The organism is Kocuria sp. LUK (assembly GCF_021012935.1).
Lineage (GTDB): Bacteria > Actinomycetota > Actinomycetes > Actinomycetales > Micrococcaceae > Kocuria > Kocuria flava.
Genome location: NZ_JAJMZI010000007.1, coordinates 126,427 through 141,432, shown reverse-complemented (window position 1 = coordinate 141,432; position 15,006 = coordinate 126,427). Strand labels below are relative to the sequence as shown.

The following is a 15,006-nucleotide window of genomic DNA, read 5'->3' as shown; positions in this document are numbered from 1 at the left end:
GACGGGTCCGGGGCCGCGGACCCGTGCGGGGCGGTGTCCCCGGGCCGCCCGGGGTCGCGGGGGGCGCTCACGCGGCACCGACCAGCTGCTTGGGGTCCACGGTGCGGGTCTCGGCCCCGGTGCTGAGCCGGTCGAGGCGGCGCAGGATCAGCCCCTCGCGCAGGGCCCAGGGGCAGATGTAGAGCTTCTCCACCCCCCAGGCGTCCATCGCGGCCTCGGCGACGACCGAGCCGGCGAGGATCTGGCGGGCCCGGGCGGGCGAGACCCCCGGCAGCTGCGCGCGCTCGGCGACCGTCATCGCCTCCATCCGCCGGCTCCACAGCCGCAGGTCCTCGACGTGCAGGGTGCGCGGGACGTGCAGGCCCATCGCGTACGGGGCCGCCCCGCAGATCCGGGCCAGGGAGCGGAAGGTCTTGGAGGTCCCGGCCACGAAGTCCGGCGTCCCGGCGGCGCGCACCCGCTCGACGGCGGGGCCCAGCGTGGTGCGCACGTGCTTGCGCATCGCCTTGACCTCCTTCGGGGTGGCGACGTCCCCGGCGACGAAGGCACGGGTGAGCCGCCCGGCGCCCAGCGGCACGGAGGTCGCGGCCGTGGGCAGGGCGTTGGGCCCGAGGGCCATCTCGAAGGACCCGCCGCCGATGTCGAGGTCGAGGACCGTGCCGGCGCCCCAGCCGAACCAGCGGCGCACGGCGAAGAAGGTGATCGCCGCCTCCTGGTCGCCCGCGAGCTCGGTGAGGGTGACCCCGGAGCGGGACTGGACGTGGTCGAGGACCGCCGCGCCGTTGCCGGCCTCGCGGATCGCGGAGGTCGCGAAGGCCAGCAGGTCCTCGGCGCCGTGCTCGACGGCGAAGTCCCGGGCCTCCACCACGAACGCCGTCAGGGCGTCCCGCCCGGCGTCGGTGATCCGGCCCTGCTCGTCCTGGTGCTGGACGAGCTGCAGCGGCATCTTGTGGGAGGCGTAGGGCTCCGGGCGCGAGCCCGGGTAGACGTCGAGCAGGAGGAGGTGGACCGTGTTCGATCCGACGTCGAGGACTCCGAGCCGCATGCTGTGGTGCTCCTTCGCGTTGCGCCGTCCGGCCCGCGGCCGGACGGTCCTCACTTCCCGGCGCGGGCCGGCTTCCGGGCCGGGGACTTCTTCGCGGTGGAGGACGTGGCCTTCGCCGCCGAGCGCGCCGCCGTCTTCTTGGGCGCCGGGCCCTTGGCCCGCTTCTCCGCGAGCAGCTGGCTGGCGCGGGCGGCGGTGATCTGCTCGACCGTCTCCCCGCGCGGGACCGTCACGTTGGTCTCCCCGTCGGTGACGTAGGGGCCGAAGCGGCCGTCCTTGATCACCATGGGCCGCTCCGTGATGGGGTCGGCCCCGAGGTCGGCCAGCGGCGGCTTGGCCGCGCCGCGGCCGCGCTGCTTGGGCTGGGCGTAGATCGCCAGGGCCTCCTCGAGCGTGACCGTGAACAGCTGCTCCTCGGACTGCAGCGACCGGGAGTCCGAGCCCTTCTTGAGGTAGGGGCCGAAGCGGCCGTTCTGGACGGTGATCTCCTCGCCGTCCGGGGCGGTGCCCAGCGAGCGCGGCAGGGAGAGGATCTTCAGGGCGTCCTCGAGGGTGACGTCCTGGAGGGTCATCGAGGAGAGCAGGGAGCCCGTGCGCGGCTTCTGCTTGGCCGGCTTCTTCGGGGGCTTGGGCTTGCCGTTCTTGTAGTACTCGACGGGCTGGGCGGCGAGCTCCTCGGCGGTGGGCTCGGGGATCACCTCGGTGACGTAGGGGCCGTAGCGGCCGTCCTTGGCCACGATCGTGCGCCCGGTGCCCGGATCGGTGCCGAGCTCCCGCCCGTCGGCCTTGCCCACCTCGATGAGCTCCCGCGCCTTCTCGGGGGTGAGCTCGTCGGGGGCGAGGTCCTCGGGGACGTTGGCGCGCACCGGGTCGGTGAGCTCGCCGGTCTCCGGGTCCACGGACCCGGCCTGCTCGAGGTAGGGGCCGAACTTGCCCACGCGCAGGGTGATGTCCTCGGTGACGGGGATCGAGTTCACCGCGCGGGCGTCGATCTCCCCGAGGTCGTCGACGATGGGCTTGAGGCCGTGGTCCTGCTCGCCGGCGCCGAAGTAGAAGCCCTGCAGCCAGCCGGTGGAGTCCTCCTCGCCGCGGGCGATGCGGTCCAGGCCCTCCTCCATCTCCGCGGTGAAGTCGTAGTCCACGTAGTCGGAGAAGTGCTCCTCGAGCAGGCGCACCACGGAGAACGCGGTCCAGGACGGGATCAGCGCGGACCCGCGCACCCGCACGTAGCCGCGGTCCATGATCGTGGAGATCACGGCGGCGTAGGTGGAGGGGCGGCCGATGCCCAGCTCGTCGAGGGTCTTCACGAGCGAGGCCTCGGTGTAGCGCGGCGGCGGGGAGGTCCGGTGGCCGTCCGCGGCGACGCCGTCGGCCTCGAGCCGGTCGCCCTCCGCCATGCGCGGCAGCCGCTTGTCCCCGTCCTTGCTCTCGGCCGGCTCCTCGTCGCGGCCCTCCTCGTAGGCGGCGAGGAAGCCGCGGAAGGTGATGACGGTGCCGGACGCGGAGAACTCGGCGTCGTGCCCGGTGGACGAGGTCGCCCCGAGCCGCACGGTGGCCGTGGAGCCCTTGGCGTCGGCCATCTGGGAGGCGACGGTGCGCTTCCAGATCAGCTCGTAGAGCCGGTAGGCGTCCGCGGAGAGCTCCCCGCGGACCTGGTTCGGCGTCCGGAAGGAGTCCCCGGCGGGGCGCACGGCCTCGTGGGCCTCCTGGGCGTTCTTCGACTTCGAGCTGTACACGCGCGGGGAGCCCGGCACGGAGTCGGAGCCGTAGAGCTCCGCGGCCTGCCGCCGGGCGGCCGAGACCGCCTGGTCGGACAGCGCCACGGAGTCGGTGCGCATATAGGTGATGTAGCCGTTCTCGTAGAGCTTCTGGGCCACCTGCATGGTGGTGCGCGAGGTGAACCGCAGCTTGCGGGCGGCCTCCTGCTGCAGCGTGGACGTGGTGAACGGCGCGGCCGGGCGGCGGGTGTAGGGCTTGGTCTCCAGCGACCGGACCGCGAACTCGGCGTCCTCGAGCCCGGCGGCCAGCTCCCGGGCGGCCGTCTCGTCCAGGTGCACGAGCTTGCCGGCGGCGCCCTTGAGCACGCCGTCGTCGCCGAAGTCCCGGCCCCCGGCCACCCGCTTGCCGTCCACGGTGGACAGCCGGGCGGCGAAGGCGGTGCCGGCGTCCTCGCCGTCGGTGCGGGCGAAGGTCCCGCTGAGGTCCCAGTAGTCGGCGGGCACGAAGGCCATGCGCTGGCGCTCGCGCTCCACGACCAGGCGCGTGGCCACGGACTGGACGCGGCCCGCGGACAGGCCGGAGGCGATCTTGCGCCACAGCACCGGGGAGATCTCGTAGCCGTAGAGCCGGTCCAGGATGCGGCGGGTCTCCTGCGCGTCGACCAGGTCCTGGTCCAGCTCGCGCAGCTCGCCGAAGGCGCGCTCGATGGCCTCGCGGGTGATCTCCGGGAAGGTCAGCCGGTAGACGGGGACCTTCGGCTTGAGCACCTCGAGCAGGTGCCACGCGATGGCCTCGCCCTCGCGGTCGCCGTCGGTGGCGAGGTAGAGGGCGTCGGCGTCCTTGAGCTTGCGCTTGAGCTCGGTGACCTTCTTCTTCTTGTCCGGGTTGACCACGTAGTAGGGCTCGAAGCCGTGCTCGACGTCCACGGCGAACTTGCCGTAGGGGCCCTTCTTCAGCTCGGCGGGCAGCTCGGAGGGCTGGGGCAGGTCCCGGATGTGCCCCATCGAGGACTCCACCTCGTAGGCGTCACCGAGGTACCCCGCGATGGTCTTGACCTTGGAGGGGGACTCCACGATGAGCAGGCTCTTGCCCGTTCCCGGGCTCTTGGGGGCCTTGGTTGGCACGGTACTCCTTGATGCGGTCCGCTGGCGGCCGCGGCGCTGCTGGACGTCGGTCCGGCGGGCCGGGCGCCCGCCGCTGCGCTCCACCATAACGCGTCGCCGCGGCGGGGCACCGCCCTCGTGCACCGCCGCGGCGGCCCCGGCCCGGCCCGCTGCGGCGGGGACCCGGGCCGGGGGCCGCCCGGTCACACCGGGTAGCGCTCGGGCTCCTCCCCGATCGTGAACTCGCGGCCGGTGGCGGACTCGACGTCGATGACCACGAAGTTGTACTTCAGCGTGGGGGCCCACGGCTTCAGCGGCAGCTCCTCGGCGGCCTCGATCTCGGCGCGGGTCTCGAGCCGGCGGGCCCTGCCGTGGACGACCACCGAGCGCACGACGCTCTCCGGGCTGACCTCGTCGATCTCGAAGGCCACCTGGTCGTTGACCACGAGGCTCGAGAGCTTCGAGCCCTGGGCTGTGCGAAAGTAGAGCTTGTTCTGGTGGGCCACGTAGTTGACGGGGAAGATGTCGACGAGGCCCGCCGCCTCGGTCGCGAGCCGGCCGTAGGGGTGCTTCTCGAGCAGCTCCCACACGGCGGCCTTGTCGAGGGTCTTGACGGGGTGGACGGTTCCATCGGTGCTCATGGTCCCATTCTCCCACCTGCGGGCCCTGCGGCGCGCGCGCTCATCCGCCCACACGGGCCGCGCTCAGCCGGCGGTCCCGTCCTGCGCCGGGACCAGGAAGCCGTCGCGCACGAGGGCGCGGACCTCCTCCGTGAGCCGCTGCGCCTCGTCGCCGGTCCAGCCCAGCAGGCCCGCGAGCGCGGCGAGGACCTGCGCGGTGCTCAGCTCGCCGTCGCAGGCGCCCACGAGGCCGGCGGCCTCGCTCGTGAGCACGACCGTGCGGCGCAGCCCGGCCCCCTGCCGCAGGAGGATCACCCCGGGGTGCTCGGCGCCGGGGCGCTGGTGGCGCTCCTCGGTGACGTCCTCGGGGACCACGAGGTGCGCGCCGGTCCAGTCCCCGGCGCGGTCCTCGAGCCAGTCGGCGCGCCGCTCGGCGGCGGCGAGCACGGGGGCCAGGGGCTGTTGGACGGGGTGCGGGAGGTGCTCGAAGCGGCGCCGGCCCTCCCCCGCGGGACGCTCCGGCCCGGGCCGGCGCAGCCGGACCATGCCGAAGCCGACGGCCTCGACCCCGCGGGCGGCGAAGTCGTCGAGGTAGTCGCGGTAGGCCCGCTCGTAGCCCTCCGGGTCGCGGGACTCGGCGGCGTCGCGCAGCCAGGTCTCGGCGTACTCCTCGGGGGAGACGAGCTCGCGCTGGATCACCCACGCGTCCGTGCCCGGGGCCACCCAGGCCGCGGGCCGCTCGGCCCACCGGTCGGCGGCGGGCGTGCCGTCCCCGGAGCGGGACACCTCCCAGTTGCCCAGCAGGTGGGCGGTGGCCCCGGGGGCCATCACCTGCGGCAGCGCGCCCACGAGGTCGGCGACGAGGCGGTCCCCGGGCAGGCCGCCGTCGCGGTAGGTCCAGCGCTGCTCCGCGGTCTCGCCGGGCCGGCGAGGGGTGATGACGAACGGGGGGTTGGAGACGACCAGGTCGAAGCGCTCCCCGGCCACGGGCTCGAGCAGCGAGCCCCGGCGCAGGTCCACCCGGTCCTCGAGCCGCTCCGGGTCCAGGTCCAGGGCCGCGGCGTTGAGCACGAGGTTGAAGCGGGTGAAGCCCAGGGCCCGGTCGGAGACGTCCGTGGCGGTGACGTGGCGGGCGTGGGCGAGCAGGTGGAAGGTCTGGATGCCGCAGCCGGTGCCGAGGTCCAGGGCGCGGTCCACGGCCCGCCGGTCGGTGGTCTGGGCGAGGGTCAGGGAGGCCTGGCCGATGCCGAGCACGTGGTCGCGGCGCAGCACGCCGGGGCGCTGGGAGGCGCCGAGGTCGCTGGCGACCCACAGCTCCGTGCCGTCGTCCGCGGCGTGCGGGCGCAGGTCCACGAGGGCGCGCAGCCCGCCGGGCACGGTCTCGGCCAGCCCCAGCCCCACGAGCTCGGCCGGGCCCAGCGGGGCCAGGGCCTGCGCCAGGGCGGCGGCGGGCGCGGTGCGCCCGAGGAGGAAGAGGACGACGACGGCGGCCAGGCCGCGCCCCGGCGCCGCCTCGTCGGCGAGCACGGGCTCGAGCACGCGCAGCGCGGGCACGGCCTGGTCGCGCTCGAGGGCGGACGTGGCGCCGGGGCCGAGCAGCCCGGCCACCCCGTCGTGGGTGAAGCCGCTGCGCCGCAGGGCGGCGGCCAGCCGGGCGAGCAGGGCGGCGTCGTCGGAGGCGGGGACGCCGGGGACGCGGGCGAAGGCCGGCACGGTCAGTGGCCGAGGCGAAAGAGCCGGCCGGTGACCTTCGTGGGCACGACCTCGACGTACTCGAGCTTCACGGTGTCCAGCCACGGCCGCAGCGGCAGCTCGTCCACGCGGCGGGTCTCCTCCGGGTCGGTGAGCAGCCGGGCGGTGCCGCGCACGATCACCGACCACGCCTCCCCGCCCTGGGCGTGGTCGACCTGCACGGCCACGCGGTCGTGCAGCAGCAGGTGGAGCAGCTTGGTGCCGGGGGCGGTGCGGAAGTAGATCCGCCCGTCGTCGGCCACGAGGTTGATCGGGGTGATCTCGATCTCGTCCCCGTCCATCGTGGCGATCCGCCCGAAGCGCGCGCTCGCGAGGTGGTCCCAGCACTGCTCCTGGGTCAGCTCCGTGACGGGCGGGCGTCCGGCCCGCTGCGCCTTCTCGGGGTTGTGCCCGGAGATGTTCATGGGGTTGCTCATGGCGTCATTCTGGCACGGGGGCCCGGGCGGGCCCGGGTGCGCGGGGTTTCGTGACCGCCGCCCGCGCGGCGGCGCACCGCACCCCCCGCGCACCCCGGTCCCGCCCGGCGCGACCGGCCGGGCGCTCCTCTCCCCGACCGGCCGGCCCGCTGCCCGGGCGCGCCCCGTCCGCCCCGTGCCGATGCGCACCCGGTCAGCGCACCCGGCCGGCGCCGTCCCCGGGGACCACGGTGAACGCGGCCGGGCGGCGCAGGCCGGCCGCCGCGAAGGCGCGCTCCACCGCGGCGGCGACCGCCCCGGCCCGCTCCGCCGGGACCAGGGCGATCGCCGAGCCGCCGAAGCCGCCGCCGGTCATCCGCGCCCCCAGGGCCCCGGCCGCCAGGGCGGTGTCCACGGCGAGGTCGAGCTCGGGGCAGGAGACTTCGTAGTCGTCGCGCAGGGAGGCGTGGGAGGCGGTGAGCAGCTCGCCCACGGACCGCACGTCCCCGGCGCGCAGCCGGGCGACCGCCGCGAGCACGCGGCGGTTCTCGGTGCGCACGTGGCGCACCCGCCGGGCGGTCTCCGGGTCGAGGACCCCCAGGTCGGCGTCGTCGGGGACCTCCCGCAGGGAACCCGCCCCGAGGGCGGCGGCCCCGCGCTCGCAGGCTGCGCGGCGGGCGGCGTAGCCGCCGTCGGCGTGGGAGTGGGCGACCTTCGTGTCGACCACGACCACGGCCAGGCCCTGCTCGGCCAGGGGCAGCGGCACGGACTCGGCGGCGAGGTCGCGGCAGTCGAGGAACAGTGCGGCCCCGGCCCGGCCCAGCAGGGAGGCGGACTGGTCCATGATGCCCGTGGGCGCGCCCACGAACTCGTTCTCGGCCCGCTGGGTCAGCCGGGCCATGGCGGGCCGGTCCAGGCCCCGGCCCAGCAGCTCGTCCAGGGCCACGACCGTGGCGACCTCCACCGCGTGGGAGGAGGACAGGCCCGCCCCGACCGGCACGGTCGAGTCGAGCAGCAGCTCGAAGCCGGGGACCTCGACACCGTCGGGACCGGCGAGCACGTGCACGACCCCGGCCGGGTACGCCCCCCAGCCCGGCACGGCGCCGGGGACGAGGCCGCCGGTGCGGAAGCGGACCCGGGAGAGCTCGTCCTCCGCGGGCGCCCAGGTCGAGGCCAGGTCGACGACGTCGCCCTCCGGGCCGCCGCCGCGGCGCAGCCGGACGGCCACGAGGGCCGACCGGTCGATCGCGAAGGGCAGCACGAGGCCGTCGTTGTAGTCGGTGTGCTCCCCGATGAGGTTCACCCGGCCCGGGGCCCGCCACACGCCGTCCGGGGCGTGCCCGAAGACCTCCGCGAAGCGGGCCGCGAGCGCCTCGGCGCGGTCGTGCTCCCGCTGGTCCTGCGTGCTCATCGTGCGGCCTCCCTCAGGCGTGCGGCGGTCTGTTCGGCGGGCACGTCGTTGATGAACGCGCCCATGGCGGCCTCGGACCCGGCGAGGAACTTCAGCTTGTCCTCCGACCGGCGCGGACTGGTCAGCTGCAGGTGCAGCCAGCCCGCCTCCCGGTCGGCGGCCGTGACCGGGGTCTGGTGCCAGGCGGCGATGTAGGGGGTGGGCGTCGCCCAGAGCCGGTCCACCCGCCGGACCAGGTCGCGGTAGAGCACGGCGAGCTCGTCGCGCTCCTCGCCGTCGAGGGCGGCGAGGTCGGGGACCTGCCGGTGCGGGACGAGGTGGACCTCCAGGGGCCAGCGCGCGGCGTAGGGGACGTAGGCGGAGAAGTGCTCCCCCGCGACCACCATGCGGTCCCCGGCGGCGGTCTCGTCGGCGAGCAGCTCGCCCATGAGCGGCCGGCCCGTGGCCTCGAGGTGGGCCCGCGACCGGGCGGCGAGCCGGGCGGCGTGCGGGGCCGGGTAGGGGTAGGCGTAGATCTGCCCGTGCGGGTGGTGCAGCGTCACCCCGATCTGCTCCCCGCGGTTCTCGAAGGGGAAGACGTGGCGGACCCCCGTCATGGCCGAGAGCGCCTCGGTGCGCCGGGCCCAGGCCTCCACGACCGTGCGGGCCCGTTCGAAGGGCAGGGACGCGAAGGAGCCCCGGTGCTCGGGGGTGAACACGACGACCTCGCAGCGGCCCACCGCCGGGGACGGCCGCCCCCACAGGCTGCGCTGGGCCGGCGGCTCCGTGCCCGGCAGCACGCCGAGGTCGGGCCCGAGGGAGGGGAAGCGGTTCTCGAAGACCACGACGTCGAAGTCCTCGGCCGGGATCTCCGACTCCCGGTCCCCGGTGCTCGGGCACAGCGGGCACTGGTCGGCCGGGGGCAGGTAGGTGCGGGTCTGGCGGTGGGCGGCCACGGCCACCCACTCCCCCGTGAGGCGGTCGAAGCGCACCTCGCCGTGCCCCGAGCGAGGATCGAGGGGGCGGGGATCGCTCACCTGCTCGACCGGCGGGGCGCCGCGGTCGCTGAAGAACACGGCCTCGCGCCCGTCGGCCAGGTGGTGGGTCCGGTGCAGGATCGGGCGGGCGGTCGCGCGCTCGGCGGGCAGGGACGGGGTCATCGGACGGGCTCCAGTCGCAGGTCGGGGACGTGGTGGCTCAGCAGCTCCGCCGCCGCGGGGTCCAGCCCGGCGGCACCGTCGGGCCACGGAACCCACGATGCGCCCGGACGGCGGTTGCATGCCACTGTCCGCGCCGGTGGCACGGCGGCGCCCCGGGTGCGGCAGGATGGGCCCGGGGGCCGCCGCCCCCGACCCGCGCCCTGCCCGAGGAGCAGCCCCATGAGCAGCACGGACCAGCACCCGCGGGCGGACGCCCGCACGGCCCCCGCCTGGTGGACGGACGCGGTCGTCTACCAGATCTACCCCCGCTCCTTCGCCGACTCGGACGGCGACGGGATCGGCGACCTCGGCGGCGTCACCGCCCACCTGGACCACCTGCAGGAGCTGGGGGTGGACGTCCTCTGGCTCTCCCCCGTCTACCGGTCCCCCCAGGACGACAACGGCTACGACATCAGCGACTACCAGGACATCGACCCCGCCTTCGGCACCCTCGAGCAGTTCGACGAGCTGCTCGACGCCGTGCACGCCCGCGGCATGAAGCTGGTGATGGACCTGGTGGTCAACCACACCTCCGACGAGCACCCCTGGTTCGTGGAGGCCCGCTCCTCCCCCGACTCCCCGAAGCGGGACTGGTACTGGTGGCGGCCCCCGCGCCGGGGCATGGCGGCCGGCGCACCGGGAGCGGAGCCGACGAACTGGGTCAGCTTCTTCTCCGGCCCCGCCTGGGAGCTCGATCCGGCCTCCGGCGAGTACTACCTGCATCTGTTCTCCCGCAAGCAGCCGGACCTCAACTGGGAGAACCCCGAGGTGCGGGCGGCCGTGCACGCCATGATGCGCTGGTGGCTGGACCGCGGGGTGGACGGCTTCCGCATGGACGTGATCAACATGATCAGCAAGGCCGTCGACGACGACGGGGCCCTGCACGACGGACCGCCGGTGGAGGGCACCCCGTACGGCGACGGGTCCGGGTCCTACCTCTGCGGCCCCCGCATCCACGAGTTCCTCCAGGAGATGCACCGGGAGGTCTTCGCCGGGCGGGACGCCGAGCTGATCACGGTGGGCGAGATGCCCGGGGTCACCGTCGAGCAGGCCCGGCTGTTCACCGACCCGGCCCGGGCGGAGGTGGACATGGTCTTCCAGTTCGAGCACGTCGGCCTCGACCACGGCCCCGGCGGGAAGTTCGACCCGCGCCCGCTGCGCCTGACGGACCTGAAGGCCTCCCTGGGCCGGTGGCAGGAGGGGCTGGAGGACGTGGGCTGGAACTCCCTGTACTGGAACAACCACGACCAGCCCCGCGCGGTCTCCCGCTTCGGCGACGACTCCCCCGAGCACCGGGTCGCCTCGGCCACGTGCCTGGCCACGCTGCTGCACCTGCACCGCGGCACGCCCTACGTGTACCAGGGCGAGGAGCTGGGCATGGCCAATGCCCCCTTCGGGTCGATCGAGGACTTCCGCGACATCGAGTCGGTCAACCACTTCCGCCACGCCGTGGCCGCCGGCGCCGACCCGGACACGGTGCTGGACGGGCTGCGCCGGGCCGGCCGGGACAACGCCCGCACCCCGGTCCAGTGGACCGGCGGCGAGCACGCCGGGTTCACCACGGGCACCCCCTGGATCGGGGTCAACCCGGACCACGTCACGGTCAACGCCGAGGCCCAGCGCGCCGATCCCTCCTCGGTGCTGCACCACTACCGGCGCCTGATCGCGCTGCGCCACACCGAGCCCGTCGTCGCCCTGGGCGACTTCACGATGCTCGTGCCCGGCCACGAGCAGGTCTACGCCTTCACCCGCCGCCTCGGCGACGTGGAGCTGCTGGTCCTGTGCAACGTCTCCGGGCAGGAGGTCCGTCTCGACCTGCCCGGCGCCGACGGCTGGGCCGGCACCGAGATGGTGCTCGGCAACCGCGCCGGCGTCGTCGCCCCCGGCGACGAGGGGCGGCTGCAGTCGTGGGAGGCCCGCGTGCACCGGCGGGTCCTGGGCGGCCCGGACGGATGCTGAGCCGCCACCGCGGCCCCGCCCCGGGAGGGGCCGCGGTGGCACAATGATCCGGTGCCGTCCTCCGACCACGCCTCCCTGATCCCCCTGCTCGGCCGCGGCGACGCGCCCGAGCAGGTGCGCCACGTCCGGGAGCTGCCGGAGCGCGAGGCCGTGACGGCGCCCTGGCCGCAGCACCTGCACCCGGACGTGGTCGCGGCCTGGGAGCGGCTCGGCGTGCACCGGCCCTACCTGCACCAGGTCCGGGCGATGCTGGCGCCCCGCCACGTCGTCGTCGCCACCGGCACCGCCTCGGGCAAGTCCCTGGCCTACCAGGCCCCGGTCGCCGACGCGGTGCACCGCGGGCGCCTCGCCGCCCTCGCCCACCCCGGGGTCGTCCACCACCCCGACGAGGCGACCGCCCTGTACCTGTCCCCCACCAAGGCGCTGGCCGCCGACCAGCTCGGCGGGCTGCGCGCCCTCGGTCTGCCGGGGCTGCGCGCGGCGACCTACGACGGCGACACCGACCCCGCCGAGCGCCGGTGGGTGCGGGAGCACGCGGACGTCGTGCTGTGCAACCCGGACATGCTCCACCACGGGGTGCTGCCCAACCACGCCCGCTGGTCCCGGTTCTTCCGGCGGCTGCGCTACGTGGTCGTCGACGAGGCCCACTCCTACCGCGGGGTCTTCGGCTCGCACGTGGCGCTGCTGATGCGCCGGCTGCGCCGGGTCTGCCGCCGCTACGGCGCGGATCCCGTGTTCGTCGGCGCCTCCGCGACCTCCGCGGCACCGCACGCGTCCTTCGCCCGGCTGATCGGCGTTCCGGAGGCCGAGGTGACGCCGGTGACCGATGACTTCTCCCCGCACGGGCCGGTGACCGTGGTGCTGTGGGAGCCCGAGCACACCGGCGGGGTCGGGGAGAACGACGCCCCCGTCCGGCGCACGGCCGTGGCCGAGGCCGCCGACATGCTCACCGACCTCGTGCTGCACCGGGTGCGCACGATCGCGTTCATCACGTCCCGGCGCGGGGCGGAGACGATCGCCCAGATCGCCCACCGCCAGCTCGAGGAGGTGGACCCCTCGCTCGCCCACCGGGTCGCCGCCTACCGCTCCGGGTTCCTGCCCGAGGAGCGCCGGGCCCTCGAGCAGGCGCTGCGCGACGGGCGGCTGCTGGGGATCGCCAGCACCTCCGCGCTCGAGCTGGGCATCGACGTGGCGGGGCTGGACGCCGTCGTCGTCGCGGGCTGGCCGGGCACGCGGGCGTCCTTCTTCCAGCAGATCGGGCGGGCCGGCCGGGCCGGCCAGGAGGCGCTGGCGGCGTTCGTGGCCGGGGACGACCCGCTCGACACCTACCTGGTCAACCACCCGGAGGCGATCTTCGACACCGACGTCGAGGCCACCGTCCTGGACCCGACGAACCCCTACGTGCTGGCCCCCCACCTGTGCGCGGCCGCCGCGGAGCAGCCGCTGCGCGCCGAGGAGGTCGCCGCCTTCGGGCCGACGGCCCCGGAGGTCCTGTCCTCCCTCGAGCGCAGCGGCCACCTGCGCCGCCGCCCGACGGGGTGGTTCTGGACGGCCGCGGAGTCGGCCGCGGGGCTGGTCTCGCTGCGCTCGGGGGCCGGCGGCCCGGTCCGGATCGTCGAGACGGGCACGGGCACGGTCCTCGGCACGGTCGACGCGGGCCAGGCCCACTACCAGGCCCACCCGGGGGCGGTGTACGTGCACCAGGGCCGCACCTACGTCGTCGACGACCTCGACGAGGAGGGGGCCGTCGCGGCCGTCACCCGGGCGCACCCGGACTACTACACGACGGCCCGGGACATCACCCAGGTCACCGTGGTCGCCGAGGAGCAGGCGCAGCGGTGGGGCGCCGTCACCGTCCACCTCGGCCGGGTGCAGGTGACCACGAAGGTCGTCTCCTTCCAGCGCAAGGCCGTCGTCTCCAACGAGGTGCTCGGCGAGGAGCCCCTCGACCTCGAGGCCCGCGACCTGTTCACCCGCTCGGTGTGGTTCACGGTGCCGCCGGCGGTGCTCGCGGGCGCGGGCGTCGAGGAGCCCGACGTCCCCGGGTCCCTGCACGCCGCCGAGCACGCCGCGATCGGACTGCTGCCGCTCCTGGCCTCGTGCGACCGGTGGGACGTGGGCGGGCTCTCGACCGCCCTGCACGCGGACACGGAGCTGCCCACGGTCTTCGTCTACGACGGCCACCCCGGGGGCGCGGGCTTCGCCGAGCGCGGCTACGACACGGCCGCCACCTGGCTGCGGGCCACCCGGGACGCGATCTCCTCGTGCGAGTGCGAGCACGGATGCCCCTCCTGCGTGCAGTCGCCCAAGTGCGGCAACCGCAACAGCCCGCTCGACAAGCAGGGCGCGGTGCGCCTGATCGACGCCCTGCTGGCGGACGCCCCGGCCTGACCGCCGCGCGCCGCCGCCGGCGGTCACGGGAGGTGCTCCGGCGGGCCGGCGCGGGCCAGGCCGGTGGCCGGGCCGAGGGCCGCGGCGGGGCCGCGCAGGGCGACGGTCGTGCGGACGTCGACGACGACGCGCTCCGGCTCGGCCAGCCGGCACAGCACGAGCTCCGCCCCGTTCTGCCGGGCCACCCGCTGCGCGGCGCCGCAGGGGTCGCCCGGGGCGAGCCCGCGGGCGGTGTCGGCGGCCGCGAGCGCGGCGAGGTCCGCCGCCCGTCCGGCGCGGTGGGCGGCGGCGCCGGCCTGGGCCAGCAGGAGCACCGCGAGCAGCAGCACGGCGAGCACGGCGGTCAGGCTCAGGACGTGCACGGTGCCGCTGCCGCGGTCGGGCCGGTCGCCGCCGCGCCCGCCGCGGCGGTCCGGGCGCGGGTCAGCCACCGGGGCTCCCCGCCGGGGGTGCGGCCTCGGTCGCGGCGGAGGCCTCGGCGCCGAGCCGCCACCCGCCCCACTGCCCGAGCACGCCGGGGGCCGGCCCGGAGACGGTGACGGTGGTGGTGCGGGCGTCCCGGGCGACGGTCACGGCCGCGCCGTCCCCCGCCAGGCGCAGGGCGGTGGTGCGGACCACCGCGGGCGGCTCCCCGCGCGCGGCGGCGCGGGCGGAGGCCCGGGCGGCCTCCTCGTAGCGGATCAGATCCACCCCGGCGGCGGCCGCCGCCAGGAGGACGGCCAGCAGCAGCACGAGCGCGGGCAGCAGCACGGCGGTCTCGGCCGTGACGGCGCCGGCCTCGGACCGCGCGCGGCCGGACCGGGCGCGGCGCAGAAGCGCACGGCCGGTCGGTGTCCGGTGGGACGGGGCGCAGCGGGACGGGGCGCGGCGGAGGGGCGCGCCCCGGGACGGCGCGCGGCGCGACCGCGCGCGGCGGGGGGCCGGCCGGGCGGGACCGGCGGCGGGACGGGGACGGGCCACGGGGAAGCTCCTCGGGGTCGGTGCGGCGGGGCGCCCGGACGGGGACCGCGCCCGTGGGCGGGTCCCCGTCCGGACGGGCTCAGACGCCCAGCGCCTTGGTGATCAGGGCGGTCAGCAGCTCGCGGACCTGGCCCGAGGCGAGCACGGCGGCCATGACGCCGCCGAAGGCCGCCGCGGCCAGGACGACCATGGCGTACTCCACGGTGCTGGCCCCGAGGTCGGGATCGGCCGCGCGCAGGGCGCGTCCGTGCGGCCGGCGCGGGCCGGGCCCGCCCCGGCCGGCCGGGACCGCCGGAGGGGCCGGAGGGCGGGAGGTGCGGGGGCTGAGGGACGTGGTGCGGGACATGACGGGTCCTTCCGGGAGGAGGTCGGCGGTGGCCGCGGTCGGTGCGGGCACCGGTCGTGCGGGTCGGCGGGCAGGTCGGTCGGTGCGCTCCGGACCGGGACGGCGGCCCCCGGCTGCGGGGCGCGGG

At 76.1% G+C, this 15,006-nt stretch carries 12 protein-coding genes; 2 read left to right on the top strand and 10 right to left on the bottom strand.

Annotation, left to right across the window (positions count from 1 at the left end; genetic code table 11):
- Positions 1-67 precede the first annotated feature (67 nt).
- From LQU92_RS13340 to galT, 7 genes are all read right to left on the bottom strand, one after another.
- Positions 68-1,045 (bottom strand): Ppx/GppA phosphatase family protein, encoded by a 978-nt coding sequence (locus LQU92_RS13340; protein ID WP_101851845.1) that lies wholly within the window; start codon positions 1,043-1,045, stop codon positions 68-70.
- A gap of 50 nt (positions 1,046-1,095) precedes the next feature.
- On the bottom strand, positions 1,096-3,888 hold the full coding sequence (gene topA / locus LQU92_RS13335; protein ID WP_230781263.1) for a type I DNA topoisomerase: 2,793 nt from the start codon (positions 3,886-3,888) through the stop codon (positions 1,096-1,098).
- Between the two features lie 182 nt (positions 3,889-4,070).
- Positions 4,071-4,508, bottom strand: coding sequence for a pyridoxamine 5'-phosphate oxidase family protein (locus LQU92_RS13330; protein WP_230781262.1), 438 nt, complete (start codon positions 4,506-4,508; stop codon positions 4,071-4,073).
- A gap of 63 nt (positions 4,509-4,571) precedes the next feature.
- The gene (locus tag LQU92_RS13325) at positions 4,572-6,200 is read right to left on the bottom strand and encodes a methyltransferase (protein WP_230781261.1); all 1,629 of its coding nucleotides are present in this window, start codon (positions 6,198-6,200) and stop codon (positions 4,572-4,574) included.
- A gap of 2 nt (positions 6,201-6,202) precedes the next feature.
- Positions 6,203-6,655 (bottom strand): pyridoxamine 5'-phosphate oxidase family protein, encoded by a 453-nt coding sequence (locus LQU92_RS13320; RefSeq protein ID WP_230781260.1) that lies wholly within the window; start codon positions 6,653-6,655, stop codon positions 6,203-6,205.
- 193 nt (positions 6,656-6,848) lie between these two features.
- Positions 6,849-8,045, bottom strand: a complete 1,197-nt coding sequence (galK, locus tag LQU92_RS13315) for a galactokinase (RefSeq protein ID WP_230781259.1) — start codon at positions 8,043-8,045, stop codon at positions 6,849-6,851.
- Entirely contained in the window at positions 8,042-9,184 is a 1,143-nt protein-coding gene (galT, locus tag LQU92_RS13310) for a galactose-1-phosphate uridylyltransferase (RefSeq protein WP_101851841.1), read from the bottom strand. The genes galK and galT overlap by 4 nt, the downstream gene beginning before the upstream one ends.
- 219 nt (positions 9,185-9,403) lie before the next feature.
- Between galT and LQU92_RS13305 the strand changes: the two genes are divergently transcribed.
- Together LQU92_RS13305 and LQU92_RS13300 are read left to right on the top strand one after the other, a co-directional pair.
- Positions 9,404-11,182, top strand: a complete 1,779-nt coding sequence (locus LQU92_RS13305) for an alpha-glucosidase (RefSeq protein ID WP_230781258.1) — start codon at positions 9,404-9,406, stop codon at positions 11,180-11,182.
- 51 nt (positions 11,183-11,233) lie between these two features.
- A complete protein-coding gene (locus LQU92_RS13300) occupies positions 11,234-13,573 on the top strand; it encodes a DEAD/DEAH box helicase (RefSeq protein ID WP_230781257.1) in 2,340 nt (779 codons plus the stop codon).
- A 23-nt stretch (positions 13,574-13,596) separates the two neighbouring features.
- Here LQU92_RS13300 and LQU92_RS13295 read toward each other — a convergent pair whose 3' ends face one another.
- The 3 genes from LQU92_RS13295 to LQU92_RS13285 all read right to left on the bottom strand — a co-directional run bounded on the left by LQU92_RS13295 (position 13,597) and on the right by LQU92_RS13285 (position 14,879).
- On the bottom strand, positions 13,597-14,004 hold the full coding sequence (locus tag LQU92_RS13295; protein ID WP_230781256.1) for an Rv3654c family TadE-like protein: 408 nt from the start codon (positions 14,002-14,004) through the stop codon (positions 13,597-13,599).
- Positions 13,997-14,323 (bottom strand): TadE family type IV pilus minor pilin, encoded by a 327-nt coding sequence (locus LQU92_RS13290; protein WP_230781255.1) that lies wholly within the window; start codon positions 14,321-14,323, stop codon positions 13,997-13,999. The genes LQU92_RS13295 and LQU92_RS13290 overlap by 8 nt, the downstream gene beginning before the upstream one ends.
- A 289-nt stretch (positions 14,324-14,612) precedes the next feature.
- The gene (locus tag LQU92_RS13285) at positions 14,613-14,879 is read right to left on the bottom strand and encodes a DUF4244 domain-containing protein (RefSeq protein ID WP_230781254.1); all 267 of its coding nucleotides are present in this window, start codon (positions 14,877-14,879) and stop codon (positions 14,613-14,615) included.
- Positions 14,880-15,006: the final 127 nt, after the last annotated feature.

Coding starts and splice junctions, on each gene's coding strand:
- galK (WP_230781259.1), bottom strand. CDS start 8,045: ATGAGCACGCAGGACCAGCGGGAGCACGACCGCGCCGAGGCGCTCGCG.
- LQU92_RS13305 (WP_230781258.1), top strand. CDS start 9,404: ATGAGCAGCACGGACCAGCACCCGCGGGCGGACGCCCGCACGGCCCCC.
- galT (WP_101851841.1), bottom strand. CDS start 9,184: ATGACCCCGTCCCTGCCCGCCGAGCGCGCGACCGCCCGCCCGATCCTG.
- LQU92_RS13330 (WP_230781262.1), bottom strand. CDS start 4,508: ATGAGCACCGATGGAACCGTCCACCCCGTCAAGACCCTCGACAAGGCC.
- LQU92_RS13320 (WP_230781260.1), bottom strand. CDS start 6,655: ATGAGCAACCCCATGAACATCTCCGGGCACAACCCCGAGAAGGCGCAG.
- LQU92_RS13285 (WP_230781254.1), bottom strand. CDS start 14,879: ATGTCCCGCACCACGTCCCTCAGCCCCCGCACCTCCCGCCCTCCGGCC.
- LQU92_RS13340 (WP_101851845.1), bottom strand. CDS start 1,045: ATGCGGCTCGGAGTCCTCGACGTCGGATCGAACACGGTCCACCTCCTC.